The 25,401-nt window shown below is 56.9% G+C and carries 24 protein-coding genes and 1 pseudogene; 12 read left to right on the forward strand and 13 right to left on the reverse strand.

The features are described from left to right. Positions 1 to 14: 14 nt before the first annotated feature. The gene (gene yihT / locus QE396_RS17175; RefSeq protein WP_020883980.1) at positions 15 to 890 is read right to left on the reverse strand and encodes a sulfofructosephosphate aldolase; all 876 of its coding nucleotides are present in this window, start codon (positions 888 to 890) and stop codon (positions 15 to 17) included. A 17-nt stretch (positions 891 to 907) separates the two neighbouring features. Next, entirely contained in the window at positions 908 to 1,798 is an 891-nt protein-coding gene (gene yihU / locus QE396_RS17180) for a sulfolactaldehyde 3-reductase (protein ID WP_014172241.1), read from the reverse strand. Between the two features lie 155 nt (positions 1,799 to 1,953). Here yihU and QE396_RS17185 point away from each other — a divergent pair, with 155 nt between their 5' ends. The 6 genes from QE396_RS17185 (at position 1,954) to fabY (ending at position 6,702) form a co-directional block, all read left to right on the forward strand. Then, positions 1,954 to 2,850 (forward strand): sugar kinase, encoded by an 897-nt coding sequence (locus tag QE396_RS17185; protein WP_020883979.1) that lies wholly within the window; start codon positions 1,954 to 1,956, stop codon positions 2,848 to 2,850. Between the two features lie 34 nt (positions 2,851 to 2,884). Continuing rightward, entirely contained in the window at positions 2,885 to 3,685 is an 801-nt protein-coding gene (locus tag QE396_RS17190) for a DeoR/GlpR family DNA-binding transcription regulator (protein ID WP_020883978.1), read from the forward strand. A gap of 122 nt (positions 3,686 to 3,807) precedes the next feature. Next, a complete protein-coding gene (gene yihX, locus QE396_RS17195) occupies positions 3,808 to 4,407 on the forward strand; it encodes a glucose-1-phosphatase (protein ID WP_014172238.1) in 600 nt (199 codons plus the stop codon). Beyond that, on the forward strand, positions 4,401 to 5,282 hold the full coding sequence (locus QE396_RS17200; protein ID WP_014172237.1) for a virulence factor BrkB family protein: 882 nt from the start codon (positions 4,401 to 4,403) through the stop codon (positions 5,280 to 5,282). Before yihX ends, QE396_RS17200 begins: the two co-directional genes overlap by 7 nt. After that, positions 5,279 to 5,716: a D-aminoacyl-tRNA deacylase gene (dtd, locus tag QE396_RS17205; RefSeq protein WP_020883977.1), complete on the forward strand. Its 438-nt coding sequence runs from the start codon at positions 5,279 to 5,281 to the stop codon at positions 5,714 to 5,716. Before QE396_RS17200 ends, dtd begins: the two co-directional genes overlap by 4 nt. A gap of 44 nt (positions 5,717 to 5,760) precedes the next feature. Further along, the gene (gene fabY / locus QE396_RS17210) at positions 5,761 to 6,702 is read left to right on the forward strand and encodes a fatty acid biosynthesis protein FabY (protein WP_020883976.1); all 942 of its coding nucleotides are present in this window, start codon (positions 5,761 to 5,763) and stop codon (positions 6,700 to 6,702) included. A gap of 28 nt (positions 6,703 to 6,730) precedes the next feature. Here fabY and QE396_RS17215 read toward each other — a convergent pair whose 3' ends face one another. The 5 genes from QE396_RS17215 to fdnG form a co-directional block, all read right to left on the reverse strand. Beyond that, a complete protein-coding gene (locus tag QE396_RS17215; protein ID WP_020883975.1) occupies positions 6,731 to 7,645 on the reverse strand; it encodes an alpha/beta hydrolase in 915 nt (304 codons plus the stop codon). Between the two features lie 265 nt (positions 7,646 to 7,910). Continuing rightward, positions 7,911 to 8,840 carry a formate dehydrogenase accessory protein FdhE gene (gene fdhE, locus QE396_RS17220; RefSeq protein WP_014172233.1) on the reverse strand — a complete coding sequence of 310 codons (930 nt, stop codon included), beginning with the start codon at positions 8,838 to 8,840 and terminating at the stop codon, positions 7,911 to 7,913. Positions 8,841 to 8,845: 5 nt separating this feature from the next. Further along, the gene (gene fdoI / locus QE396_RS17225; protein ID WP_309951866.1) at positions 8,846 to 9,472 is read right to left on the reverse strand and encodes a formate dehydrogenase cytochrome b556 subunit; all 627 of its coding nucleotides are present in this window, start codon (positions 9,470 to 9,472) and stop codon (positions 8,846 to 8,848) included. After that, complete coding sequence (gene fdxH, locus QE396_RS17230) at positions 9,469 to 10,371, reverse strand: formate dehydrogenase subunit beta (protein ID WP_014172231.1); 903 nt, start codon at positions 10,369 to 10,371, stop codon at positions 9,469 to 9,471. The genes fdoI and fdxH overlap by 4 nt, the downstream gene beginning before the upstream one ends. Positions 10,372 to 10,383: 12 nt before the next feature. Then, the gene (gene fdnG, locus QE396_RS17235; protein ID WP_088202997.1) at positions 10,384 to 13,434 is read right to left on the reverse strand and encodes a formate dehydrogenase-N subunit alpha; all 3,051 of its coding nucleotides are present in this window, start codon (positions 13,432 to 13,434) and stop codon (positions 10,384 to 10,386) included. Positions 13,435 to 13,817: 383 nt separating this feature from the next. On the opposite strand from fdnG, the gene fdhD reads away from it, so the two are divergent. Beyond that, positions 13,818 to 14,654 (forward strand): formate dehydrogenase accessory sulfurtransferase FdhD, encoded by an 837-nt coding sequence (gene fdhD / locus QE396_RS17240; protein ID WP_020883973.1) that lies wholly within the window; start codon positions 13,818 to 13,820, stop codon positions 14,652 to 14,654. Between the two features lie 114 nt (positions 14,655 to 14,768). Then, positions 14,769 to 14,981: a DUF1471 domain-containing protein gene (locus tag QE396_RS17245; RefSeq protein ID WP_020883972.1), complete on the forward strand. Its 213-nt coding sequence runs from the start codon at positions 14,769 to 14,771 to the stop codon at positions 14,979 to 14,981. A 40-nt stretch (positions 14,982 to 15,021) separates the two neighbouring features. Here the strand turns inward: QE396_RS17245 and QE396_RS17250 are convergent, their stop codons facing one another. After that, positions 15,022 to 15,345, reverse strand: coding sequence for an AzlD domain-containing protein (locus QE396_RS17250; RefSeq protein WP_020883971.1), 324 nt, complete (start codon positions 15,343 to 15,345; stop codon positions 15,022 to 15,024). Further along, positions 15,345 to 16,004 carry an AzlC family ABC transporter permease gene (locus QE396_RS17255; protein ID WP_020883970.1) on the reverse strand — a complete coding sequence of 220 codons (660 nt, stop codon included), beginning with the start codon at positions 16,002 to 16,004 and terminating at the stop codon, positions 15,345 to 15,347. Before QE396_RS17255 ends, QE396_RS17250 begins: the two co-directional genes overlap by 1 nt. 104 nt (positions 16,005 to 16,108) lie before the next feature. Between QE396_RS17255 and QE396_RS17260 the strand changes: the two genes are divergently transcribed. The 4 genes and pseudogenes from QE396_RS17260 (at position 16,109) to QE396_RS17275 (ending at position 21,209) form a co-directional block, all read left to right on the forward strand. Next, positions 16,109 to 16,657 (forward strand): helix-turn-helix domain-containing protein, encoded by a 549-nt coding sequence (locus tag QE396_RS17260; RefSeq protein ID WP_020883969.1) that lies wholly within the window; start codon positions 16,109 to 16,111, stop codon positions 16,655 to 16,657. A gap of 17 nt (positions 16,658 to 16,674) precedes the next feature. Beyond that, positions 16,675 to 17,670, forward strand: a complete 996-nt coding sequence (locus QE396_RS17265) for a substrate-binding domain-containing protein (RefSeq protein WP_014172224.1) — start codon at positions 16,675 to 16,677, stop codon at positions 17,668 to 17,670. A 104-nt stretch (positions 17,671 to 17,774) separates the two neighbouring features. Continuing rightward, positions 17,775 to 19,898, forward strand: a complete 2,124-nt coding sequence (locus tag QE396_RS17270; RefSeq protein ID WP_020883968.1) for an alpha-galactosidase — start codon at positions 17,775 to 17,777, stop codon at positions 19,896 to 19,898. Positions 19,899 to 19,942: 44 nt separating this feature from the next. After that, positions 19,943 to 21,209, forward strand: a pseudogene (locus QE396_RS17275) (MFS transporter). A gap of 37 nt (positions 21,210 to 21,246) precedes the next feature. Here QE396_RS17275 and rhaM read toward each other — a convergent pair. The 4 genes from rhaM to rhaB all read right to left on the reverse strand — a co-directional run bounded on the left by rhaM (position 21,247) and on the right by rhaB (position 25,254). Next, positions 21,247 to 21,561, reverse strand: a complete 315-nt coding sequence (gene rhaM / locus QE396_RS17280; RefSeq protein WP_020883966.1) for an L-rhamnose mutarotase — start codon at positions 21,559 to 21,561, stop codon at positions 21,247 to 21,249. Positions 21,562 to 21,588: 27 nt separating this feature from the next. Continuing rightward, positions 21,589 to 22,419, reverse strand: a complete 831-nt coding sequence (gene rhaD / locus QE396_RS17285) for a rhamnulose-1-phosphate aldolase (protein WP_014172220.1) — start codon at positions 22,417 to 22,419, stop codon at positions 21,589 to 21,591. 109 nt (positions 22,420 to 22,528) lie between these two features. Beyond that, positions 22,529 to 23,788: an L-rhamnose isomerase gene (gene rhaA, locus QE396_RS17290; protein ID WP_020883965.1), complete on the reverse strand. Its 1,260-nt coding sequence runs from the start codon at positions 23,786 to 23,788 to the stop codon at positions 22,529 to 22,531. Then, positions 23,785 to 25,254 carry a rhamnulokinase gene (gene rhaB, locus QE396_RS17295; protein ID WP_020883964.1) on the reverse strand — a complete coding sequence of 490 codons (1,470 nt, stop codon included), beginning with the start codon at positions 25,252 to 25,254 and terminating at the stop codon, positions 23,785 to 23,787. The genes rhaA and rhaB overlap by 4 nt, the downstream gene beginning before the upstream one ends. Between the last annotated feature and the right edge of the window lie 147 nt (positions 25,255 to 25,401).

Genomic DNA, 25,401 nt, shown 5'->3' on the forward strand with positions numbered 1-25,401 from the left:
GTTCGGGTCCTTTCTTAACGGCGAGCCATCATTTCGTCGACGATCTCACCCAAACGCTGCAGTTTCGGCACAGAAATATCACGGAGCATCAGTTCCGTGTCCGGCAGGCCAATCACTGATGACCAGACGGCGCGGCCGGCTAAAAAGCCGGATGCGCCCGCCTGCATCGCAACACTCACCGCCCTTGGGAACAACTTATCGTCCACGCCGGATGAGAGGATCACCCACGGCATGGCGATGTTCTCGTTCAGTTTTTGCGAGGCAGTCAGCAATTCCTGCTGAGAGCCTTTGCCGAACAGGGGCATCTCCACTTTGTAAAGGTCAGCTCCGCTGTCTCCCAGCTCTTTTGCCGCGTCGATAATGGCCTGTTCACGATTAAACGTCGCGCCGCGACGCGGCGGGCGGACTACCGGCTCAATAATGCTGAGCAGTCCATTGTTATGGCACAGCTGATTGAACGCCTTCACCATCTCCAGACGCTGCTGCGGATCTTCGTCGCTACGCCACAGCACCAGTAGCTTCAGCGCTTTACCGCCATCGCGCCTGACCGCCTGGGCATCAACGTTTTTATCGATGACGACGCTGTCAACGGGGATCCCGTTCCCCGGAATAAATTCGTCTGCTGCCACAATCATCGCGCAGTTTTTGGCAACGGCCTGTTGCTCTACGATCTGCTGGTAGCAAAACTGCTGATCGACAAGAATGGCGGAGGCATACGGCGACAGAATCTTGGCCGCGTTGACCTTAAAGTCGGTGAGATGCCGATCGGTGACCGGCACCGGTGCGCCAGCCGCAGCAAACATCAGGCGCATCGCTTCGCGCTGGTCAACGGCCAGCATCGCAAAACCGCCGGAAGGTCGGGTGATATCTTTCAGGGTGTACATCGTCATTCCTCAGTCCTTTCGTATCAGTGTGTTTTTTTCAGCCCGGCGGATGCGCGAACCTGTTCAAGAATGGCTGTCCAGTCTTCGCGCCCGCGTCCGGCGGCCCGCGCCTGGTTGTAGACTTCACGGGAGGCGGCGCCCAGCGGCATCGGGACGTGGAGCTGGTTTGCCACGTCCAGCGCGATCCCCAGATCTTTATGCGCGAGGTCGATCATAAAGGCCGGTGTAAGATCGCCTTTGAGCACCTTGTTAGGCCATGAAGTGGTGAAGTGGCCTTTGCCTGCTGGCGTACCGCTCATAACGCTGAGCGCCACATCGAAAGAGAGGCCGAGGGCTTCACACAGCACGGCGGCTTCAGCGGACAGCGCGTTCAGGGCAATGCTCATGTAGTTGTTAATAAGCTTCACGCGGATGCCCATGCCTGGCCCACCTGCGTTTATCAGTTCATTGCCCATCGCCATCAACACCGGCGTGGCTCGTTCAACCTGCTGCGCGCTGCCGCCAGCCAGAAGGAGTAATGTTCCGGCGACGGCATGGTCCGATGTGCGTCCGACAGGCACATCCATCATGCTGAAACCACGTTCAGCCATGTCGCGGATCAGGGCATCGGTCTGTAGCGGGTGAATGGTGGACATATCAATGACCAGCGCTTCGCGGGATAACCCTTCGCAGACGCCCTGCTCACCAAACAAGACTGTGCGAACCAGGTCTCCGTTTGGCAGCATGGTGATGACAAATTCGGCCTCCTTTACTGCCTGTGCAGGCGTGGCTGCAGCCCGGGCTCCACGCGCCACCAGAGCCTGTATCGCCTGCGGGTTTACATCAAAAACGTGAAGCTGGTGGCCCTGTTTAAGCAGATTCGTTGCCATGGGCGCACCCATCTGTCCTAACCCGATAAAGGCAATTGCTGACATGCTTCTCTCCTGTCACATCGTGTCAATTATTGAGCGTTTGTGTTGTCTGTTTTTGATCGTATTTGTAATTTATAGTCAAAAAATTGACAGGGGTCACTTTTTAAACATTTCGTGAAATTAAAATGAGAGCATCAGAAAACGCAGAAGGAATCACCATGACTCGCATCGTTTGTGTCGGCATTACCGTGCTGGATCGCATCTGGTATCTCGATGATTTACCGAAAGAAGGTGGCAAATATGTCGCAAAAGACTATACGGAGGTGGGCGGCGGTCCTGCGGCGACTGCGGCGGTGGCGGCAGCGAAACTGGGGGCTGAGGTGGACTTTATTGGCCGGGTGGGTGATGACGATACCGGCAGAAGACTGCTCGCGGAGCTGGAGTCCCTGGGGGTAAACACGCGCTATACGCGGATGGTGAAAGGAGCCCGTTCATCGCAATCGGCCGTGCTGGTGGATGGCCACGGGGAGCGTGTTATTGCTAACTACCCCAGCCCCGATCTCCCGACTACAGCGGCATGGTTGCAGGATATCGATTTTTCGCAATGGGATATCGTATTAGCCGACGTGCGCTGGCACGAAGGGGCTAAACAGGCGTTCACCCTTGCCCGCCAGCAGGGCGTCAGCACGCTGCTTGATGCCGATGTCACCCCGCAGGACATTGCTGAACTGGTCGCCTTAAGCGATCACGCGGCCTTCTCCACGCCGGGTTTGCGGCGTTTAAGCCAGCTGGACGATACGGAAAACGCACTGAGAAAAGCACAAACGCTCACAAATGGACATGTCTACGTCACGCAAGGGCGTGAAGGGTGTTACTGGCTGGAGCAGGGCGCGCTGCGTCATCAGCCGGGATTTGCGGTCGACGTGGTGGATACCACAGGTGCAGGGGATGTCTTTCACGGCGCGCTGGCGGTGAGTCTGGCGCAGCAGGGGGCGTCACCAGACGCGGTACGTTTCGCGAGCGCGGTTGCGGCACTGAAATGTACCCGGCCCGGCGGACGGGCGGGTATACCTGACTGTGATCAAACCCGCTCTTTTTTGTCACTTTTTGTATAAAATGCGGGGCGTGATGGTTTTCAGAGGACAGCCCATGAGCCTTACCGAACTGACCGGCAACCCGCGGCACGATCAACTGCTTACGTTGATTGCTGACCGCGGCTATATGAACATTGATGAACTGGCGCAACTGCTGGACGTCTCAACGCAAACCGTGCGCCGGGATATCCGCAAGCTGAGTGAGCAGGGGCTGATCACGCGTCATCATGGCGGCGCGGGCAGGGCATCCAGCGTGGTGAACACCGCGTTTGAGCAACGTGAAGTCTCCTTGACCGAAGAGAAGCGGGCCATTGCCGAAGCGATTGCCGACTACATTCCCGATGGTTCAACCATCTTCATTACTATCGGGACGACGGTAGAGCACGTTGCCCGGGCGCTGCTCAACCATAATCATCTGCGCATCATCACCAACAGCCTGCGGGTGGCGCATATCCTGTATAAGAACCCGCGCTTTGAAGTGATGGTGCCAGGCGGTACGCTGCGTCCGCATAACGGAGGCATTATCGGGCCTGCGGCGACGGCGTTCGTGTCAGGCTTCCGTGCCGATTACCTGGTGACCAGTGTCGGAGCAATTGAACACGACGGTGCGATGATGGAGTTTGACGTTAATGAAGCCAGCGTGGTGAAAACCATGATGGCCCACGCGCGACATATTTTACTGGCGGCCGATCATACGAAATACCACGCCTCTGCTGCCGTTGAAATTGGTAACGTGTCGCAGGCAACCGCGCTCTTCACCGATGAGCTACCGGGATCTGCGCTGCAAAATCATCTCAAATCCAGCAAGGTTGAAGTCGTTGAGGTGAATTCAGGCGACGAACAGCAGGCAGGCTAACCCTTCTTAATGGCCCGATATTCAGGCTCGGGCCTTTCCTTTCTGTAAGCTGAATCTGGCGCATAGCCAAACCTTATCTTTCCCGCTACAGTTACTTTTCCACGGCGAGCAGGAGATAAAAAATGCTTTATATCTTTGACTTAGGAAATGTAATCGTCGATATCGATTTTAATCGGGTGCTGGGCGCATGGAGCGACTTTAGCCGTGTCCCGCTGGCGACGTTAAAGCAGAGTTTCGCCATGGGCGAGACCTTCCATCAGCACGAGCGCGGCGAAATTAGCGATGAAGAATTTGCTGAACGTCTGTGTCATGAAATGGATGTGCCGTTAAGTTACGAGCAGTTTTCCCATGGCTGGCAGGCAGTGTTCGTCGCGATCCGCCCTGACGTGATCGCCATTATGCATAAACTCCGCGAGCAGGGGCATCGGGTTGTGGTGCTGTCGAATACTAACCGTCTGCATACCACGTTCTGGCCTGACGAGTATCCTGAGGTGCAGGCGGCGGCCGATAAAATCTACCTCTCCCAGGAGATGGGGATGCGTAAACCCGAAGCGCGTATCTATCAGGCGGTTCTGCAGGCGGAAGGATTCACCGCGGCCGATGCGGTCTTTTTCGACGACAATGCCGATAATATAGAGGGAGCTAACCAGTTGGGTATCACGTCAATTCTGGTGACCGGAAAGGAGACGATACCAAACTATTTTGCGAAGCAGTTATGCTAAAAACCGTTCATCAAAAAGCCACGCATCATACTCGTCCGCTCAGGGCGTGGCTGAAACTGCTCTGGCATCGCATTGATGAGGACAACATGACCACGCTGGCGGGTAACCTCGCCTACGTGTCACTGCTCTCGCTTGTGCCGCTGGTGGCCGTCATTTTTGCGCTATTTTCCGCTTTTCCAATGTTTGCAGATGTCAGCCTGCAGCTTCGCCACTTTGTCTTTGCGAATTTTATTCCCGCCACCGGGGACGTCATACAGAACTACATTGAACAGTTTGTCGCTAACTCCAGCAAAATGACGGCGGTTGGGGCGTGTGGCCTGATCGTCACGGCGCTGTTATTGATGTACGCCATAGATAACGCGCTGAATGCCATCTGGCGGAGTAAAAAGGCGCGGCCCAAGGTTTATTCCTTTGCGGTGTACTGGATGATCTTAACGCTGGGGCCCTTGCTGGCCGGTGCGAGTCTGGCTATCAGTTCGTATCTGCTTTCGCTGCGCTGGGCCAGCGATCTCAACGGCGTTATCGATAACCTGTTGCGTATCTTCCCGCTGATTTTATCGTGGCTCTCTTTCTGGCTGCTGTACAGCGTGGTACCGACCACGCGCGTGCCTAACCGCGATGCGGTCGTGGGCGCGCTGGTCGCGGCATTGCTCTTTGAACTGGGCAAAAAAGGGTTTGCCCTTTACATCACCATGTTCCCGTCTTATCAGCTGATTTACGGCGTGCTGGCGGTGATCCCCATTTTATTTGTCTGGGTCTACTGGACCTGGTGTATCGTCTTGCTTGGTGCCGAAATAACTGTCACTCTCGGCGTATACCGCGAACTTAAAAAAGCAGCAGAAGCTGAAAAACAACAAGAAGCAGACCAACCATGATTGCATTGATACAGCGCGTAACCCGTGCCAGCGTCACCGTGGAGGGAGAGGTGACGGGTGAAATTGGCCCAGGACTTTTAGTGTTGTTGGGTGTCGAAAAGGATGATGACGAACAGAAAGCCAACCGCTTGTGCGAGCGCGTGCTGGGCTACCGCATTTTCAGCGATGCGGAAGGTAAGATGAACCTGAACGTTCAGCAGGCGGGTGGCAGCGTGCTGGTGGTCTCCCAGTTTACACTGGCGGCCGATACCGAGCGCGGCATGCGCCCGGGTTTCTCTAAAGGTGCCGCACCGGATCGTGCAGAAGCCCTTTACGAGTACTTTGTGGCGCGTTGTCGTCAACAGGACATGAATACGCAAACCGGACGATTCGCTGCAGATATGCAGGTATCGCTGGTGAACGATGGCCCCGTCACATTCTGGCTCCAGGTATGAGCCAACTGGCGGCGTGGCCGCGGGTAACAAGAGAGAGTACAGCTATGTATCACCTTCGAGTACCGCAAACGGAAGAAGAGTTAGAAGCCTATTACCAGTTCCGCTGGGAAATGTTACGCAAGCCATTACATCAGCCAAAAGGGTCTGAGCGCGACGCCTGGGATGCGATGGCCCATCACCAGATGGTGATGGACGAAGAGGGTAACCTCGTCGCCGTCGGGCGTTTGTACATCAATGCCGATAACGAAGCTTCAATCCGCTTTATGGCGGTTCATCCTTCCGTGCAGGATAAAGGCCTCGGCACCTTGATGGCGATGACCCTTGAGTCCGTCGCCCGTCAGGAAGGGGTTAAGCGCGTCACCTGTAGCGCCCGCGAAGACGCCGTCGAATTCTTCGCCAAACTCGGTTTTGTTAACCAGGGGGAAATCACCGCCCCGCAAACCACGCCGATTCGTCACTTTTTGATGATCAAACCCATCGCTACGCTGGATGATATTCTCCATCGCGCCGACTGGTGTGGGCAGCTCCAGCAGGCCTGGTATCAGCACATCCCCCTGAGTGAAAAAATGGGCGTGCGTATTCAGCAGTACACCGGGCAAAAATTCATTACCACCATGCCGGAAATCGGCAATCAGAACCCCCATCACACCCTGTTTGCCGGCAGCCTGTTTTCGCTCGCCACGCTGACCGGCTGGGGGCTAATCTGGCTGATGCTCCGCGAACGCCATCTTGGCGGCACCATTATTCTGGCCGATGCCCATATTCGTTACAGCGCGCCGATCAGTGGTAAGCCGAGCGCCGTTGCCGATCTTGGCGCACTTGGGGGCGATCTCGACCGCCTGGCGCGCGGGCGTAAAGCGCGCGTACAGATGCGCGTTGAGCTGTTCGGCGATGAAACGCCGGGTGCTGTCTTTGAAGGTACCTACATCGTACTTCCTGCGAAGCCGTTTGGCGCGTTTGAAGAGGGTGGAAACGAAGAAGAGTAGGTTCCGTCGTCCCGGCATGATTGCCGGGTTAATTCCCCGCGCCGATCCGTCTGGCAATATCCCTCAGAAGATCGCGCGCAGACGGGCTGACCCCACCAAGCTGGAAAAATCCATGGATAACCCCCAGCCACCGCTGAGCCGTACACGTGACGCCTTGCTCAGTCAGGCGCTGATATAGCGCCTCACCTTCGTCGCAAAGCGGATCAAACTCGGCAGTAATGATGTGCACGGGAGGTAGGCCGCTAAAATCCTTTCGCCAGAGCGGGCTCGCTTCAGGATGCTGGCGTTCCGTGTTGGCCAGATAGAGCTCATATCCGCTCAGCAGCGTATCGCGGGTGATGACGTAATCCGCGCCGTTACGGGTATAACTTTCAAAATAGGCCGTGGCATCCAGCATCGGGTAGATAAGAATGAGCTGCGCAGGCCGCCAGAGTCTGGAAGACGTGAGCCGCAGGGCCGTCACCAGTGCCAGATGGCCTCCCGCGCTGTCCCCGCACAGGGTGATACGGTTTTTATCCACGCCAAACATATCCGCGTATTGCCAGACCAGATGTGCGCCTCTTTCTGCATCATCATGGGCGGCAGGGTAGGTATGTTCAGGAGCAAGTCTGTACTGGATCGCAATGACGCGGCAGTTGCCATAAAACGCTAACTGGCGCAGTTGATTATCGTGAGTATCGAAGCCGCCGCTGATAAAGCATCCTCCGTGGTAGTAGATAACGGTCGGCAGCTTTTCAGCAGCATCTGGCGGAGAGAAGACGCGATATGTGATGCCTTCGAGGTTCAGCGTTTCTACGTCAACGCGCGTTTCTGTCTCACCGGCAAGCGCCGTGCTGGCAATATAGCCTGCTCTCCGGTCATCAATACTTTGGCTACGCGCAGAAGGGCGTCCTGCTGCGATGAACGCCTGAACCAGCGTATCAATCCCTTTTTCGAGTGCCATGTGGGTCCCTTTAATCTGTATGAATATACAGTGTTATAACTCAGTTTGTTGTCGAGTGAAACAGGGAAAACGAGGCTGAAAACGATTCTGGAAAGCGGCTCGCAAAAGTAAACATGAATGTTAAATTTGGCTTTAGTCCTGAATAACGCACGTGTAGTTTGCCTGCACAGTGATGCTGGAAGATATGCGAGAGGAAGGCGAGGATGTTTCAGTCAACCAGATACAGGCCGGGCAAACCAACGTTGCCCGGCACTGTGAGTGGGGATTACTCCCCTTCACCCGGGAACAGGAACGGGTTAATAGAGCTGCGGGCAAAGCCCTCTTGCTCCATTTTGGCGTCCAGAATCAGCGAGGCGAGATCGTCGGCGACGGCTTCGACTTTCGGGTCTTTTTCCTGATAAAGGATCTTCAGGTAGGTACCGCAGTCGCCGCAGCTTTCAGCTTTGACCGCCGCGTCTTCATTTTCCAGCGACCAGTAGTTGAGATCGCGCGTCTGCTCGCAGTTGCTGCATTTAATGCGCACCACGTGCCACTCGGTTTCACACAGGTTGCAGTGCAGATAACGCAGCCCCTGAGTGGTACCGATCTGCACCATGCTGGACACCGGCATTGAGCCGCATACCGGGCAGAATTGACGCGCTTCGCCGTATTCGGCGCGGGCTTTACCCGGGATCAGGCTGGCCATTTGCGCCCAGTAAAGCGACAACGCCGCCCAGATGAACGGCGCTTTGTCGCTGCTGACCAGGGAGAAATCGGACGCAAACAGCGCGCTCGCCATCTCTTCCAGCTCCTGATCGGAGGCTTTTTCCAGATTCTCAATGACCGCCAGCGCGGTACCGCTCATCTCGGGTTTCAGCTCGGCAATCAGGGAGTGCAGCAGCGTATGCCAGTGCTTATCGCGCGGCAGAACGTGAATATCCAGCGGAGGCTTACCCTGCTCGCTGGCCTCTTTGATGCGCGCGGTCAGGTCAATTTGCAGCGGGTGGTCGTACAGCACCACTTCCTGCGCATGGGCAACCAGCGCGGCAAAACGCAGAAAATCGCCCAGTGGGTTGTTCTCTGCCAGCTCGCGCAGACGCTCTGCGCGGCGGTTATAGAGGTTCTTGAGTCTGGGGAATAACAACGGCGGAATATAATCCGCCGTGCGTTTCTCGCTCGAACCCAGCTCATCTTGCGGGATTATGCGAATACTCATTCAGATTACTTTTCCTGTTTCTGGCGGACCTCTCGGTACCAGCGCGGGTGATGTTTCTTCGCCCACGTACTGGTTACCCAGCCTTCCACCATCGCGGTAATGGTGCCTTTCACCCAAAGGGCGGCGTAAATATGCACCATGATAACCACAATTAACGCCACTGCGGCAAATGAATGCAGCATCAGCGCGAATCGGATCACCGGGATTGAGAAAGCAGGCGCAAAATACGGACGCCAGATGATCACGCCGCTTACCAGCAACAGGACCAGGAAGATAATCGCCGCCCAGAATACGCACTTCTGGCCGAAGTTATAACGCCCGGTATCACCCACTTCCTCGTTGACGACGATCTTACGAATATTCTTCGCCCAAAAGATATCATCCCGATTGATTAGGTTATGGTGCCAGTATCGGAAAAACATGATGATGAACGACGCGAACATGATGACGCCAACAAACGGGTGCAGTATACGCGCCAGCTGTGGTGTCCCCATGATCTGCATCAGCCAGTTGAAGGAGGGGAAGAAGAACCCCAGCCCGCTTATCGCCGCCAGCATGAAGCAGAAGGCGGTGACCCAGTGGTTAATGCGTTCCGGCGCGGTATAGCGCACGATGGTGTCACGTTTTTTCATTTGCGCACCTCGTCTTTCTCTTCATGCAGGTTGTCGTCTTCCTCTTCCGCGCGGTTCGGACCAACACCGACATAGTGGAAGATGCTTGCTGCGAAGGTGGCAGCAAAACCCACCGCTGCCAGCGGTTTCCAGATGCCTTTCCAGAACTTCACGGTCGCGCTGATTTCCGGATTCTCCGGCAGGCCGTGATACAGATTCGGCTTGTCTGCGTGGTGCAGCACATACATCACGTGCGTGCCGCCCACGCCGGCCGGATCGTACAGGCCTGCGTTGTCGTAGCCACGGGTTTTCAGTTCGCCCACGCGTTCAGCCGCCAGCGTTTTCATATCCTCTTTGGAACCAAAGTGGATAGCGCCCGTCGGACAGGTTTTCACGCACGCAGGCTCCTGGCCGACGTTTACGCGGTCTACGCACAGCGTGCATTTGTAGACGCGGTTGTCTTCCGGGTTCATGCGAGGGACATCGAACGGGCAGCCCGCTATGCAGTAGCCGCAGCCAATGCACTGCTCGGACTGGAAGTCGACGATACCGTTAGCATACTGAATGATAGCCCCTTCTGACGGACATGCCTTCAGGCAGCCCGGATCCGCACAGTGCATACAGCCGTCTTTGCGGATAAGCCATTCCAGTTTGTCGTTCTGTTCCACTTCCGAGAAACGCATCACCGTCCAGGACTTGGCGGTCAGGTCAGCTGGGTTGTCGTACACCCCGACGTTGTGACCCACTTCATCACGGAGGTCGTTCCACTCAGAACAGGCCACCTGGCAGGCTTTACAGCCGATACAGGTGGTCACGTCGATAAGCTTCGCCACTTCCTGCTGGTGGTCCCGCGCCTGAGGCGCGGGCGTGAAACCGTTAGTCGCGGAACGACGGATAATGTCTTGAGATTGATAAGCCATAAGTCGTCTCCGTTACACCTTTTCCACGTTCACGAGGAAGGCCTTAAACTCCGGCGTCTGCGTGTTCGCATCACCGACGAACGGCGTCAGGGTGTTCGCAATGAACCCTTTCTTCGCCACGCCCTCATAACCCCAGTGAATCGGAATACCGATGGTATCCACCTGCTGACCGTGAACGTTCAGCGTGCGAATACGCTTGGTCACCACCGCCTTGGCCTTGATGTAGCCACGGTTAGAAGAGACCTTCACGGTATCGCCATGGGCAATGCCGAGCTTGTTCGCCAGCTTCTCGCCGATCTCCACAAACTGTTCCGGCTGCGCGATAGCGTTAAGCAGCGCGTGCTTGGTCCAGTAGTGGAAGTGTTCGGTCAGACGGTAAGTGGTGCCCACATACGGGAACTTGTCTTTTTTACCCAGCGCGTCGAAATCGCCCTTAAAGATGCGGGCTGCCGGGTTAGAGACCACGTTCGGGTGCAGCGGGTTGGTGCCCAGCGGCGTCTCAAACGGCTCGTAGTGTTCCGGGAATGGCCCTTCCGCCATCTTATCGATAGCAAACAGGCGTCCCATCCCTTCAGGCTGCATGATAAACGGCCCGACATCGCTGCCTGGAGGGGCAGTACTGTAGTCCGGAATATCCACACCGCCCCATTTCGCGCCGTCCCATTTCAGCAACTGACGCTTCGGATCCCACGGATTACCCTGCGGGTCAGCGGAAGCACGGTTGTAGAGAATGCGGCGGTTCAGCGGCCATGCCCAGGCCCAGCCCAGCGTATTGCCGAGGCCTGACGGGTCAGCATTATCGCGGTTGGCCATCTGGTTACCTTTCGGCGTCCAGCTACCGGCAAAGATCCAGCAGCCACTGGCGGTCGTGCCGTCATCACGCAGGTGCGCGAAGGTACTGAGCTGATCGCCTTTCTTCGCCAGCACCGTCCCGGTGGCCGGGTCGATAACATCTGCCAGCGCTTTACCGTTGCTCTCCATCGCCACTTCTTCCGGCGCTGGGTTTTCCGGCGTCGAGTAGTTCCAGGTCATGTTCAGCACCGGTTCCGGGTTCGCACCGCCTTCTGCCGCATACATCTTACGCAGGCGTAAGAAGATACCGGCCAGGATCTCGCCGTCGTTCATGGCGATGCCAGGGGCATCCGCACCTTTCCAGTGCCACTGCAGCCAGCGGCCGGAGTTCACGATGGAACCGTTCTCTTCCGCGAAGCAGGTAGAAGGCAGACGGAACACTTCAGTCTGAATCTTCGATGGGTCAACATCATTCGACTCACCGTGGTTCTGCCAGAAGGTCGACGTCTCGGTGTTGAGTGGGTCAATCGTCACCAGGAATTTCAGTTTCGACAGCGATTCAACCACCTTGTTCTTGTTCGGGAATGAGGCGACCGGGTTAAAGCCCTGGCACAGATAGCCATTCACCTTGCCCTGATGCATCATCTCGAAGTACTGCAGAACGTCGTAACCTTTGTCCCACTTCGGCAGCCAGTCAAATCCCCAGCTGTTTTCCGCTGTCGCTTTGTCACCGAAGAAGGCTTTCATCATCGAGACGAAGAACTTCGGATAGTTGCCCCAGTAGTTCACCTGACCTTCGAGCAGCGGTTTAGGCGTGCTGGCTGTGAGGTAGGTCTGCAGGTCGGTCTGTTTTTCACTTGGCAGGTTCATGTAACCTGGCAGGCTTTGAGACAGCAGACCAAGGTCGGTCAGACCCTGAATGTTGGAGTGACCACGCAGGGCGTTCACGCCGCCGCCAGCCATCCCCATGTTGCCGAGCAGCAGCTGAACCATCGCCATGGTACGGATGTTCTGCGCGCCGACAGAGTGTTGGGTCCAGCCGAGCGCGTAGAGGAACGACGCCGTTTTGTCTTTCGCGCTGGTTTCGGCGATAAGCTCGCACACCTTCAGGAAGTCTTCCTTCGGCGTACCACAGATGTTTTCAACAACGTCCGGCGTGTAGCGGGAGACGTGCTCTTTCAGCAGGTTCCACACGCAGCGCGGATGCTGCAGCGTCGTATCACGCTTCGCAAAGCCTTTCTCATCCAGCTCATAGTTCCAGCTGGTCTTGTCGTATTTGCGTTTTTCGGCGTCATAACCGCTGAACAGTCCATCTTCGAAGTGGTAATCCTCACGCACGATCAGGCTGGCGTTGGTATAGGCTTCGGTGTATTCGCGGTTATATTTTTCGTTGGTCATCAGGTACAGCAATACGCCTGACAGGAAAGTGATGTCAGTACCTGAACGAATAGGGGTGTAGAAATCCGCCACTGACGCAGTACGCGTAAAGCGGGGATCGATCACAATCAGTTTCGCACCGTTGTGGATTTTGGCTTCCATCGCCCAGCGGAACCCGACAGGGTGCGCTTCAGCGGCGTTACCGCCCATCACCACAATAAGGTTGGCGTTCTTGATGTCGACCCAGTGGTTGGTCATCGCACCGCGACCAAATGTTGGAGCAAGACTTGCTACCGTTGGTCCGTGTCAGACACGCGCCTGGTTGTCGACCGCGAGCATACCGAGTGCACGCGTAAATTTCTGGGTTAAATAGCCGGTTTCGTTACTGGAAGCAGACGCACACAGCATCCCGGTGGAGAGCCAGCGGTTGACGGTGACGCCTTCAGCGTTCTTCGCAATAAAGTTGGCATCGCGGTCTTCTTTAATCAGTTTAGCGATGCGGTCAAATGCGTCTTCCCAGCTGATTTGCTGCCATTTATCGGAACCTGGCGCACGATATTCAGGGAATTTGAGGCGGCTTTCGGAGTGGATAAAGTCAACCAGGCCGGCACCTTTCGGGCACAGCGCGCCGCGGTTGACCGGATGGTCCGGGTCACCTTCGATATGGAAGATAGACGCTTTGGCGTTTTTAGCACCGTCGCCGAGGCTATACATCAACAGCCCGCAACCGACAGAGCAGTACGTACAGGTATTACGGGTTTCACGGGTGCGCAGCAGTTTATATTGCCGCGTCTCCGCCAGCGCTACACCGGGTGCAAAACCCAGTGCCGCCGCCGTGGTGCCTGCCATACCGCCAGCGCAGATCTTAAAGAACTGCCTTCTGCTGACCTGCATGGGTCACTCCTTGTTTCGACATTGCTTACATATGTAGTTTTGACTTCGCGGTTGAACGGTGACCGCAAAGGAGAAAAATTTGCGTTAATCCCTCAGTTCTACGAGGGATATCATCAGAATACCACAATGTCGGTACGCCTGTTCCAATGGCGTTAATACAAAGTGAACGTATTATCACTGTGTTGATTATAAAGTGTGACACGAGTCACATTATTGCCCCAGCATGTTAAAGGGCTGTATCACCGCCTCGGTTGCGCCTCTCCCAAATGAGTAGGTAAACTTGATGAGAATGGGTGCTGAAAAGTTGATCCATACTATGCGTATGGCCTGCGGTTTATGATGCAATAGCAGGCTCACCTCCGTGGTTGTTCAGGAATACCGCTGTGTCTAAACAAAACCGTGTTACCCACTCGTCGCCACTGCCTGCCGGTATCGTGGAACTGTCGGTACACAGACCGCCCCACATTACCCACACCACGCCTGATTTTCTGGCGGAGGAAGTGCCCGTTGCTCTGGTTTACAACGGTATTTCCCATGTGGTGATGATGGCCTCGCCGAAAGATCTGGAGCTGTTCGCGATTGGCTTTTCCCTCTCGGAAGGCATCATTGAGCACCCGCAAGAGATTTACGGCATGGATGTGGTGAAGGCCTGTAACGGCCTTGAAGTGCAAATCGAACTCTCAAGCCGCCGCTTTATGGGGCTCAAAGAGCGGCGACGCGCGCTGGCCGGGCGTACCGGATGCGGGGTTTGCGGGGTAGAGCAGCTCAATGATATCGGTAAGCCTGTCGCACCTCTGCCGTTTACCCAGACCTTCAATCTGGCCCATCTCGACCATGCCCTTGAACATCTGAATGACGTGCAACCTGTCGGCCAGTTGAGCGGATGCACGCATGCGGCGGCATGGGTTCTGCCATCGGGCGATATTGCCGGCGGACATGAGGATGTCGGCCGCCATGTGGCGCTGGATAAACTGATGGGCCGCCGGGCGCGCGAAAGCGACCTCTGGCAGCAGGGGGCGGCACTGGTCTCCAGCCGCGCCAGCTACGAGATGGTGCAAAAGTCGGCGATGTGCGGCGTTGAAATCCTTTTTGCCGTATCGGCCGCGACCACGCTGGCGGTAGAAGTGGCGGAGCGCTGTAACCTGACGCTGGTGGGGTTCTGTAAGCCGGGAAGGGCGACGATTTATACCCATCCGCAGCGATTAATAGTTAATCAGTAAATTTGAAAAAGAATAGCAAATCCTTCCGCTTTTAGTTGTTCATGATGAGGTCTACTATTTATCTCATCAAGGCACGGTGCCTTAAACAAACAACTAATTGAAAGGGTTTATATCATGAAAAGCATCAAAACTTTTGTCGCAGTAATCGCTCTGGCTACATCTTTCGGTTCTTTCGCTGCACAGACTGTGACCGCAACCGCCACTACCATTGATGGCGCAGAAGCCAAAATTGCTGCACAGGCTCAGGAAGCGGGCGCGTCATCTTACAAAATTACCCAGGCGTTTACGGGTAACCGCGTACACATGACCGCTGAACTGAACAAATAAGCTGCCACACCGTCGAAAGAGCGCCCCAGGGGCGCTTTTTTTATTGGATACCCGCCAGACGCAGCAATGCAGTCACAACCGCAGCCGCCACGATCACCACAATTAACGGCATTTTTCGCCATGCCAGAAACACTGCAAACGCCACGCCCAGTACGCGCGCCATACCGGCAAAATGCTCACCTTCATAGAAGGTGGTCGCCAGCGCGACGGAAAACAGCAAAACCGTTGCCGCATCTGAAAGCAGAGCCTGAGAGCGGTCTGACAGCGCCAGTCGGTTACCGAGTTTTGCCCCGCCGAGACGCATTAAATAGGTTCCCACAGAAAGAAGGGCGATACCGAGAATAAAGACCGTCATATTCCCCATTATTTTTTCCTCGCAGCAAGACCCAGTAAAGAGAGCAGAACCGGTAAACCCACCGGAGCAAACGGCACGGCGGCCAGTGACAATGCAGCACCGCTGCAGGCGCGGATCAGGGTGGTGCGATTTTTAAAAGCCGGCACCACTAACGCCAGTAAAATCGCCGGGAATACCGCATCCAGCCCGATGGTTTCAAGGTCCGGCAACAGTTTGCCAACCATGGTGCCCAGCAATGTACCCAGCGGCCAGACGATCGCCACGCCTAAACCGCATAGCCAGTAAGCCGTCTTACGCTGTTCGGGCGTTTTTTGCGACAACCCGAACACCACGCTTTCGTCGTTCATAATGTGGCAACCCAGAAAACTCAGGCCACGTTTACCCACCAGTTCACGCACCGTCACCCCAAACGGTACATGGCGTGCATTAACCAGTAATCCGGCAGCCGCCGCCGCCAGAGGGTTACCGCCGCTTGCCACAATGCCGATAAACATAAATTCAGAGGCACCCGCCAGCACGGTAATGGAGAGTAAAAACGGGACCCAGACCGGGAAACCGTAGGCCATTGCCAGCGAACCATAGGACATCCCGACGACGCCTACCGCGAGACACACCAGGATGATTGCTTTTATCGTGTCGCCTTTCAGGGTTGAGAGATGATGCTTCATACAATTTTAGCCATATCGAACGTATTTCCATTATAATGAACGCATCAGAACCGTTTTTCAAGACGAACGATTCGTTCGATTTATAGAACAAAGGGGCCGTTTTTATGACGCAGCCAATCAGCGTGATCGCTAAAAGTCTGGTGCGAGAACGCCTGCGAACCGGACTTTCACTGGCGGAAATCGCGCGCCGTGCCGGGATCGCTAAATCCACGCTGTCGCAGCTGGAGTCCGGCAACGGGAATCCCAGCCTGGAGACGCTCTGGTCACTCTGTGTGGCGCTGGACATTCCTTTTGCCCGTTTGCTCGAACCGCAGCAGCCGACCACTCAGGTGATCCGCCGTGGAGAAGGAACGAAGGTGGTTGCCGGACAGGCTAACTATGAAGCCATTTTGCTGGCGGCGTGCCCGCCGGGCGCGCGTCGTGATATCTACCTGTTACTCACCCAGCCGGGTGCCGACCGCATTTCTCAGCCACATCCGGCAGGCTCAGTGGAGCATATTATTGTGACGCAGGGTAGAGCGCTGGTTGGTCTGATCGACGCGGCGGAAGCGCTTGGCCCGGGGGATTACATTTGCTATCCCGCTGACCAGCCGCATATCTTTAAGGCCCTGGAGCCGGATACGCACGCGCTTCTGGTGGCTGAACAAAATTAACGCAGATACGGAAAATCATGTCGCTTAAAGCCATTGCCAAAGAACTGGGGCTGTCTGTTACCACCGTCAGCCGCGCCCTTAACGGGTATGACGATGTCTCCCGCGAGACGCGCGCCCGCGTCGAAGCGGAGGCTCAGCGCCGTGGCTACCGGCCAAACACCTTCGCGCGTCGCCTGAAGATGGGCAAAATCGACGCCGTGGGTCTGGTTTTTCCGGTGCATCCTGTTCCGCTCAATAACAGCGTCTTTATGGACATGGTCGGCGAAATTAGCCACGAACTGGCGCGACATGAAATCGATCTCCTGCTGATTGCCGATGACGATCTGGCGGATAAGCACAGCTATATGCGTATGGTGCAAAGTCGTCGCGTGGATGCGCTGATTGTGGCGCACACGCTGGATCATGACCCGCGCCTGGAACAGCTTCAGGCCGCCGGTTTTCCCTTTCTCGCGCTCGGGCGCAGCCAGCTGCCGCAGCCCTATGCGTGGTTTGATTTTGACAACTATGCCGGCACGTACAATGCCACCCGCTGGCTGATTGAAAAGGGACATCGCCGCATCGCCTTGCTGGGTGAAAGCAACAATCAGGCCTTCATCACCCAGCGCCGCCAGGGTTATCTGGATGCGCTACGCGAAGCCGGGTTATCCAGCGAATGGCTGCGCGCTATGCCGCCTTCGCGCCGGGTGGGTTACGCCACGACGAATGAACTTCTCTCCCTGCCGCAGCCCCCCACGGCCATCATTACCGACTGCAACACTCACGGCGACGGCGCGGCCATGGCGCTGGCGCAGCGGGGTCTTCTCTGCGGTGAAAACGCCGTTTCGCTGGTGGTTTACGACGGCTTACCGCAGGACAGCATTGTCGATGTTGATGTGGCGGCGGTTATTCAGTCCACCCGCCAGGGTGTCGGGAAACAGATCGCTGACATGGTGCGTCAGTTGATTAACGGCGACGATATCGCTCAGCTTCAGGTGCTCTGGCAGCCAGAGTTCTTCCCGGGCCAGACGGCCTAAACACAGCAAAATTCCAAAGCCGATCACAGATCCGAAACGTTTTGGTTTGTATCCGAAACGTTTCGGATCAACACTCAGATCATCCCGATGACAGGAGAGGTCTGATGCACGATTCCATTTTTCGACTCGAAAGTAAGGCGGTTGACCTGGTGATAACCACGCACCCGTTCGCCGAAATTCTCTACTGGGGGCCGCACCTTCACCACTTTTCACCGCAAGATGTGGTAAGTCTGGCTCGTCCTGTGGCGAACGGCAGGCTCGACGTTGACGCCCCGGTGACGCTGATGGCGGAGCTGGGACACGGTCTGTTTGGTTCGCCCGGTATTGAAGGGCACCGCCAGGGACTGGACGGGTCGCCTGTCTTTAAAACCACCCATGTGCAGCACGAGGGGCAAACCCTGACCTTAACGGCGGAAGATGAACATGCCGGGTTGCGTCTGACCAGCGAGCTGGCACTGGATGCAAGCGGGGTTCTGGTGGTGCGTCACGGTTTAACTAACCTGCGGGCGCAGGCGTGGCAGGTTGATCGTTTTGCCGTGACGCTACCGGTCGCTGAACGCGCGCAGGACGTGATGGCGTTCCACGGACGCTGGATCCGTGAGTTCCAGCCGCATCGCGTGAAGCTTGAACACGACAGCGTTGTGATTGAAAACCGCCGCGGCAGGACCTCTCACGAACACTTCCCGGCGCTGATCGCCGGTACGTCCTCATTTAACGAAATGCACGGCGACGTCTGGGGCGTGCATCTGGGCTGGAGCGGCAACCACCGCCTGCGTGCGGAAGTCAAAACCGACGGACGCCGCTATCTGCAGGCCGAAGCCCTCTACCTGCCGGGAGAAATGGCGATTGAAGAGGGGGAAACGCTCTGGACACCACGCCTGTATGCGAGCTACTCCGCACGGGGTCTGAACGGCATGAGCCAGTCGTTCCACCGGTATCTGCGCGACAACGTTATCCGCTTCCCTGAAAACAAACCGCGCCCGGTACATCTCAATACCTGGGAGGGGATCTACTTCAGCCATGACCCGGCGTACATCATGCGCATGGCCGATGAGGCTGCGGCGCTGGGCGTGGAGCGTTTTATCATCGACGACGGCTGGTTCAAAGGCCGTAACGATGACCACGCGGCGCTGGGTGACTGGTACCTGGACGAGAAAAAATACCCGGACGGGCTGACGCCGGTGATTAACCATGTGAAAAAGCGCGGCATGGAATTTGGTATCTGGATTGAGCCGGAGATGATTAACCCGGACTCGGATCTGTATCGTGCCCATCCCGACTGGGTGCTGGCGCTGCCGGGCTACACCCAGGCAACGGGCCGTCATCAACTGGTGCTCAACCTGAATATTCCGCAGGCTTTTGATTATCTGGTCGAGCGCATGAGCTGGTTGCTGGGCGAACATGCCATCGACTACGTTAAGTGGGATATGAACCGCGAACTGGTACAGCCCGGGCACCACGGCAAAGCCGCCGCGGATGCGCAGACGCGGCAGTTTTATCGTCTGTTAGACGTGCTGGGTGAGCGTTTCCCGCACATCGAATTTGAGTCCTGCTCCTCGGGTGGCGGGCGAATCGATTATGAAGTCCTGACCCGCAGCCACCGCTTCTGGGCCTCTGACAACAACGACGCGCTGGAGCGCAATACCATCCAGCGTGGCATGAGTTACTTCTTCCCGCCGGAAGTGATGGGCGCGCATATCGGTCATCATAAATGTCACGCCACCTTCCGCCAGCACAGCATTGCTTTCCGCGGCCTGACGGCACTGTTTGGCCACATGGGACTGGAGCTTGATCCGCTCACCGTCGATGCTCAGGAGCGTGAAGGCTATCGCCATTACGCCGCGCTGCACAAGCAGTGGCGGGAAGTCATCCATCACGGTACCCAGTGGCGCGTGGATATGCCGGATGCCAGCACGCTGGCGCAGGGTATAGTGAGCGAAGACAAAACGCAGGGGTTGTTTATGGTCAGCCAACTGGCCATGCCGGATTACACGCTCATGATGCCGCTGCGCATGCCGGGGCTCGACGCGCAGGCGCAGTACCGCATCACGCTGCTCGACCACCCCAACATTCGACTCACCGGTGAGGGCGGGCACACCATGCGCAAGCTACCGGCGTGGATGGAAACGTCCCAGATGGCCAGCGGTGAGTGGCTGATGCAGGCGGGGATCGCACTGCCGATTCTGGACCCGGAAACCGCCATTCTGATTGGCGTTGAACGCGTGTAAGGGTGATGGGCCGGGAGACTGGCCCTCCGTTGAGGATAAAAATAATGAACACAACAACCTGTACCCACAAAGACAACCCTAACTTCTGGATCTTCGGGCTGTTCTTCTTTCTCTACTTCTTCATTATGGCCACCTGCTTTCCGTTTCTGCCGATCTGGCTGTCGGATGTCATCGGCCTGAACAAAACCCATACCGGGATCGTATTCTCCTGTATCTCGCTTTCGGCCATCGCCTTCCAGCCCGTACTTGGGGTCATTTCGGATAAGCTGGGGCTGAAAAAACACCTGCTGTGGATTATCACGGTGCTGCTGTTTCTGTTCGCGCCGTTCTTCCTGTATGTCTTTGCGCCACTGCTGAAAAGCAGTATCTGGCTGGGGGCATTGAGCGGCGGTCTGTATATCGGTTTTGTCTTCTCCGCAGGTTCAGGCGCGATTGAGGCCTACATCGAACGCGTGAGCCGTAACAGCGTGTTTGAATACGGCAAGGCGCGCATGTTCGGCTGTCTCGGCTGGGGGCTGTGCGCTTCAACGGGCGGTATTCTGTTTGGCATCGACCCGTCGTATGTCTTCTGGATGGGATCAGCGGCTGCGCTGCTGCTGATGCTGTTGCTGGTGGTTGCGAAACCGAAGCCAAACCAGACTGCGCAGGTGATGAATGCGCTGGGGGCCAACCAGCCGCAGATCACCGCCAGGACGGTCTTTAACCTGTTCCGTCAGCGCAGAATGTGGATGTTCATTCTGTACGTCATCGGTGTGGCCTGTGTGTATGACGTTTTTGACCAGCAGTTTTGCCACCTTCTTTAAAACCTTCTTCTCAACGCCGCAGGAGGGAACGCGAGCCTTTGGTTTTGCCACTACGGCGGGGGAAATTTGCAACGCGATCATCATGTTCTGCTCGCCGTGGATCATAAACCGTATCGGTGCGAAGAATACGCTGCTGATTGCCGGGCTGATTATGGCGACGCGCATTATCGGCTCGTCGTTCGCCACCACCGCGGTGGAGGTCATTGCCCTGAAGATGCTGCACGCGCTGGAGGTTCCGTTCCTGCTGGTGGGGGCGTTCAAATACATCACCGGCGTGTTCGATACCCGTCTGTCGGCCACTATCTATCTGATTGGCTTCCAGTTTGCCAAACAGTCGGCGGCGATTTTCCTCTCTGCTTTTGCCGGGAATATGTATGACCGGATCGGTTTCCAGGAGACCTACCTGATGCTGGGCTGTTTTGTACTGGCGATTACGGTGGTCTCGGCCTTTACGCTGAGCAGTAAGCAGGAGATTGCGGCGCGCCGCGCTGCGATGGAGGCAAACTAACGCAGGACGCTGCCGCGGATGCGGCAGCGTTAACGTTTTAGGGCAGGTAAAACACCGCTTTCAGTTCGGCACTCACCGGGCTGTTGTCGGGGTTCGAGGGCATAACCTCACCCATGTATTTCCACCAGCGCTGACAAATGTCGGTCTTTGCCACCGCGTTCCAGCGCGCTTCCGATTCAATTTCAACGCTCGCAAACAGCAGGTTACGCGTCTCATCGAGATAGATAGCGTAATGGTGCGCACCGTGGTCTTTTAATACCGCCTCCAGCTCTGGCCAGATGGGGTTATGGCGACGCGCGTACTCGTCGTGCGCGTCAGGGTTCACCTGCATCACAAATGCTTTGCGGATCATCATGCCTCCAGCCGCTTTCGCGGGCCGCTATGGGTACAAATCCAGTGCCGACTGCATCGGCGTGACGCCAAAGCGTTTACCGAGTGCAATCAGCTCTTCCCGGGTGATGGTCTGCTTCATGCCGCCCATCGACAGGACCTTCACCAGTACCTCGGCGGACTTCTCGGCGGTATCAATCAGACCAAACGTTTCGTCGAGCGTCGGCCCGCTGCCGAATACCCCGTGGAACGGCCACAGCACCAGGGAGTGGGACTGCATTTCGATGGCGGTGGCCTGCCCGATTTCGTCGGTACCCGGCACCATCCACGGCAGAATGCCGACCCCGTCGGGGAAAACCACCAGACATTCGGTGCTGCCTTCCCACAGCTTCCGCGTGAGGTAGTCGCTACTGTTTTCCAGCACGTAGGTCAGGGCGATCAGGTTAGTGGCGTGACAGTGCATGATCACCCGGTCCTTGCCGTGAGTTGCCTTGATACGCTCACAGTGAGAGAGGAAGTGCGCCGGGAGTTCAGACGTGGGCACTGCATCGTCCGTCAGCCCCCAGAGGATGTGATAGCCTGCGCCGTCGCTGTCCACTCTCACCACCCCGAGGTTGGCCTGCGGGTCGAGCTGCACGTTACGGAAGAATTTGCCGGAACCGGTGACGATAAACGGCGTACTGGCGAGCTGCGGCATTGGCTGGCTCAGAGCGATATAGCGCGGCTTCTGATGGAACTCGGCGGCGAACGGTTCAATGTCGGCATCATCCAGGCGCAGCGTCAGGTTACCGCCATTGCGCTCGTCCCAGCCTTTCAGCCAGGCGTCGGAGGTGGCTTTAATCATGCCCTGGACGAACCAGGCGTTAGTGATGGTCTGCATAGTGTTTCATTTCCCGTGATCGCGGTGAGCGTTTCCCTCACCCCGGCCCTCTCCCACAGGGAGAGGGGGTAAAAGTGGCCTCTTCCACAGGAAGTGGGTGAGGGCATATTTATCCGCGCTGACTCAGCACGTCTTTCTCATACATCCGCACGTTATCCAGCCACTGACTGCCCGCTGGGGTGTCGTTACGCTGGCAGTACATCTCCCACACCGCCTGCCATGGCAGGGTTTTCTGCTCTTCCAGCAGCACCAGGCGCGCGGTGTAATCGCCGTTCTCTTCCAGCTGTTTCAGGGCGCTGGTGGGCTCCAGCAGCGCACGCAGCAGGGCTTTTTTCATGTTGCGGGTGCCAATCACCCAGGCCGCGATGCGGTTGATGGAGGCGTCAAAGAAGTCGAGGCCAATGTGCACGCGGTCAAACAGATCGTGGCGAATGATTTCGCTGGCAATGGCCTGGGTTTCGTCATCCAGCAGCACCACGTGGTCGCTGTCCCAGCGTACGGGACGGCTCACGTGCAGCAGCAGGCGGGGTACGTAGAGCATGGCGGCGGAGATTTTGTCGGAGATCACCTCCGTCGGGTGGAAGTGGCCGGCATCCAGGCACAGCGCGGTCTGGCGGCTGGTGGCGTACCCCATGTAAAACTCGTTCGAGCCCACGGTGTAGCTTTCCGCACCAATACCGAACAGCTTGCTCTCTACGGCGTCGATGTGGTGCGCCGGGTTCAGTTTTTCGCTGATGGCTTCATCCAGCGCCGCCAGCAGGCGTTGACGCGGGGCCAGACGGTCAACGGTGATGTCTTTCATGCCGTCCGGGATCCAGATGTTCATCACCGACGGCGTGCCGAGCTGCTCGCCAAAGTACGCGGAGACGCGGCGGCTGGCTTTTACGTGGTCAATCCAGAACTGGCGGATGTCGTCGTTCGCGTGGGCAAGGGTAAAACCGTCGGCGCTCAGCGGGTGCGAGAAGCAGGATGGGTTGAAATCCAGGCCCAGCTGGTTGGCTTTCGCCCACGCCACCCAGTTTTTAAAGTGCGCAGGTTTGATCTCGTTACGCGCGACCGGCGTGTCAGATTCCAGATAGATAGCATGCAGGTTCAGCCGCTTAGGCCCCGGGATCAGGCTCAGCGCCAGCTCCAGGTCGGCGCGCAGCTCGGTGGCGTTACGCGCTTTGCCCGGATAGTTGCCGGTGGCCTGAATGCCCCCCGTCAGCGAGCCGCCCGGGTTTTCAAAACCGGCAACGTCGTCGCCCTGCCAGCAGTGCATGGAGACCGGCAGACGATCGAGCTGGCGCAGCGCCTCATCGACATCCACGCCTACGGCGGCGTAACGCTGTTTAGCCAGGTCCCAGGCTTGTTCAAGTTGAGTGGTCATGCGCAAAGCTCCTTAGTCAGTCGGTTTTGCTGAAACTGCGCCCGATAGCGGGCAATTTCATGGCAGGGATTGGGGATGAACGTGGTCAGCGTGGCGTTCGCCGACACCACCGTGCGGAAATCGTCCACGCTGGCAAGTTCGTCCAGGGTCATGAGCTGAATGCCAATATTGCCGAGCGTCGACGCTTCAATCGGGCCCGCCACCACGGTGATCCCGCAGGCATCGGCGCAGAGCTGGTTCAGAAGCTGGTTCTGGCAGCCGCCACCGACAATATGCAGCTGAGTGAAAGGCCGGCCGCGAAGGTCGGCCAGCTCGCTCAGGATCTCGGCATACAGCAGGGCGAGGCTGTCGAAAATACAGCGTGCCAGCTCTGCCGGTTTCGATGGCACGGGCTGCCCGGCGTCGACGCAGGCGGCCTGGATTTCGGCGCTCATGTCCGCCGGGTTGATAAAGCGGTCATCATTAGGATTGATCAGGAAACTGCAGGCTTTCAGTCTTTCGGTGTCGGCAATAAGCGCGGGCAGGTCGGTAATGTTTTGCTCTTTTAGTACTCGCTGGAGCAGCCACAGACCCATGATGTTCTTCAGCACGCGGTAGCGCCCCTCGGCACCGCCTTCGTTGGTGATGTTCGCGGCCAGCGCGGCATCGCTGGTGTAGGGGGTTTTGCTCTCAAAGCCCATCAGCGACCAGGTCCCGGAAGAGAGGTAGGCCGCGTCGTTACCGGCAAGCGGTGACGCAATGACGGCGCTGGCGGTATCGTGACTCGCAACCGCCACCACCGGGATCGCATTACCCTGCGGGCACATCCATTGCCCGATCACATTGCCAGGGTGCGTCGGCGTACCGAACCAGGAGGGTGAAGCCCCGGTCCAGGCCAGCAGGTGTTCATCCCAGTTATCGGAGTTGATGTTCACCAGTTGCGTGGTGGTGGCGTTGGTGTATTCCCAGTTCATGTTGCCGGTCAGGCGGTAGCTGAAGTAGTCCGGGATCAGCAGTGCATGCGCCACGCGGGGAACCAGCGCCGGCTGCTGTTCGACCAGCGCGCGCAGTTGATAGAGCGTATTGAATGGCAGGAACTGAATGCCGCTGCGGCCATAAATATTCTCTTTGCCAAGCCCGGCAATCGCACGCGCCATCAGGCCGTCGGTGCGGCTGTCGCGATAGGCTATCGGCAAACCAACGCGTTCGCCGTTACTGTCCAGCAGTACGTAATCGACGCCCCAGGTATCGATGCCGATACTGTCGATACGGATCCCCGCATCGCAGACCTTCTGCAGTCCGGTGCGGATCGCTGCCTCAAGGCTGTCGATATCCCACACCTCACAGCCGTCCTGCTTTTGCAGGCAGTTAACAAAGCGGTGCATCTCGCGAAGCGAAAGCGTCTGCCGCTTGCCGTCATAAGTGGCCAGCATTACACGGCCGCTGGATGCACCGAGATCGACAGCCACGCAATGGCGAAAAGTCATGGTTGTGTCCTTCTTAAAGTCATTAGCGGTGAGTGTAAAAAAAGGAACCCATCACCACCTTCTCGCCAGTGACAGCGGTTTTCCGGGGCTGGCAAGAAAGCAAAGATGAACGTGAGGGAGTTCACAGTTTCCAGGCGTGACGGGGTT

Source organism: Enterobacter sp. SORGH_AS_0287 (assembly GCF_031453695.1).
Taxonomy (GTDB): Bacteria; Pseudomonadota; Gammaproteobacteria; order Enterobacterales; family Enterobacteriaceae; genus Enterobacter; species Enterobacter ludwigii.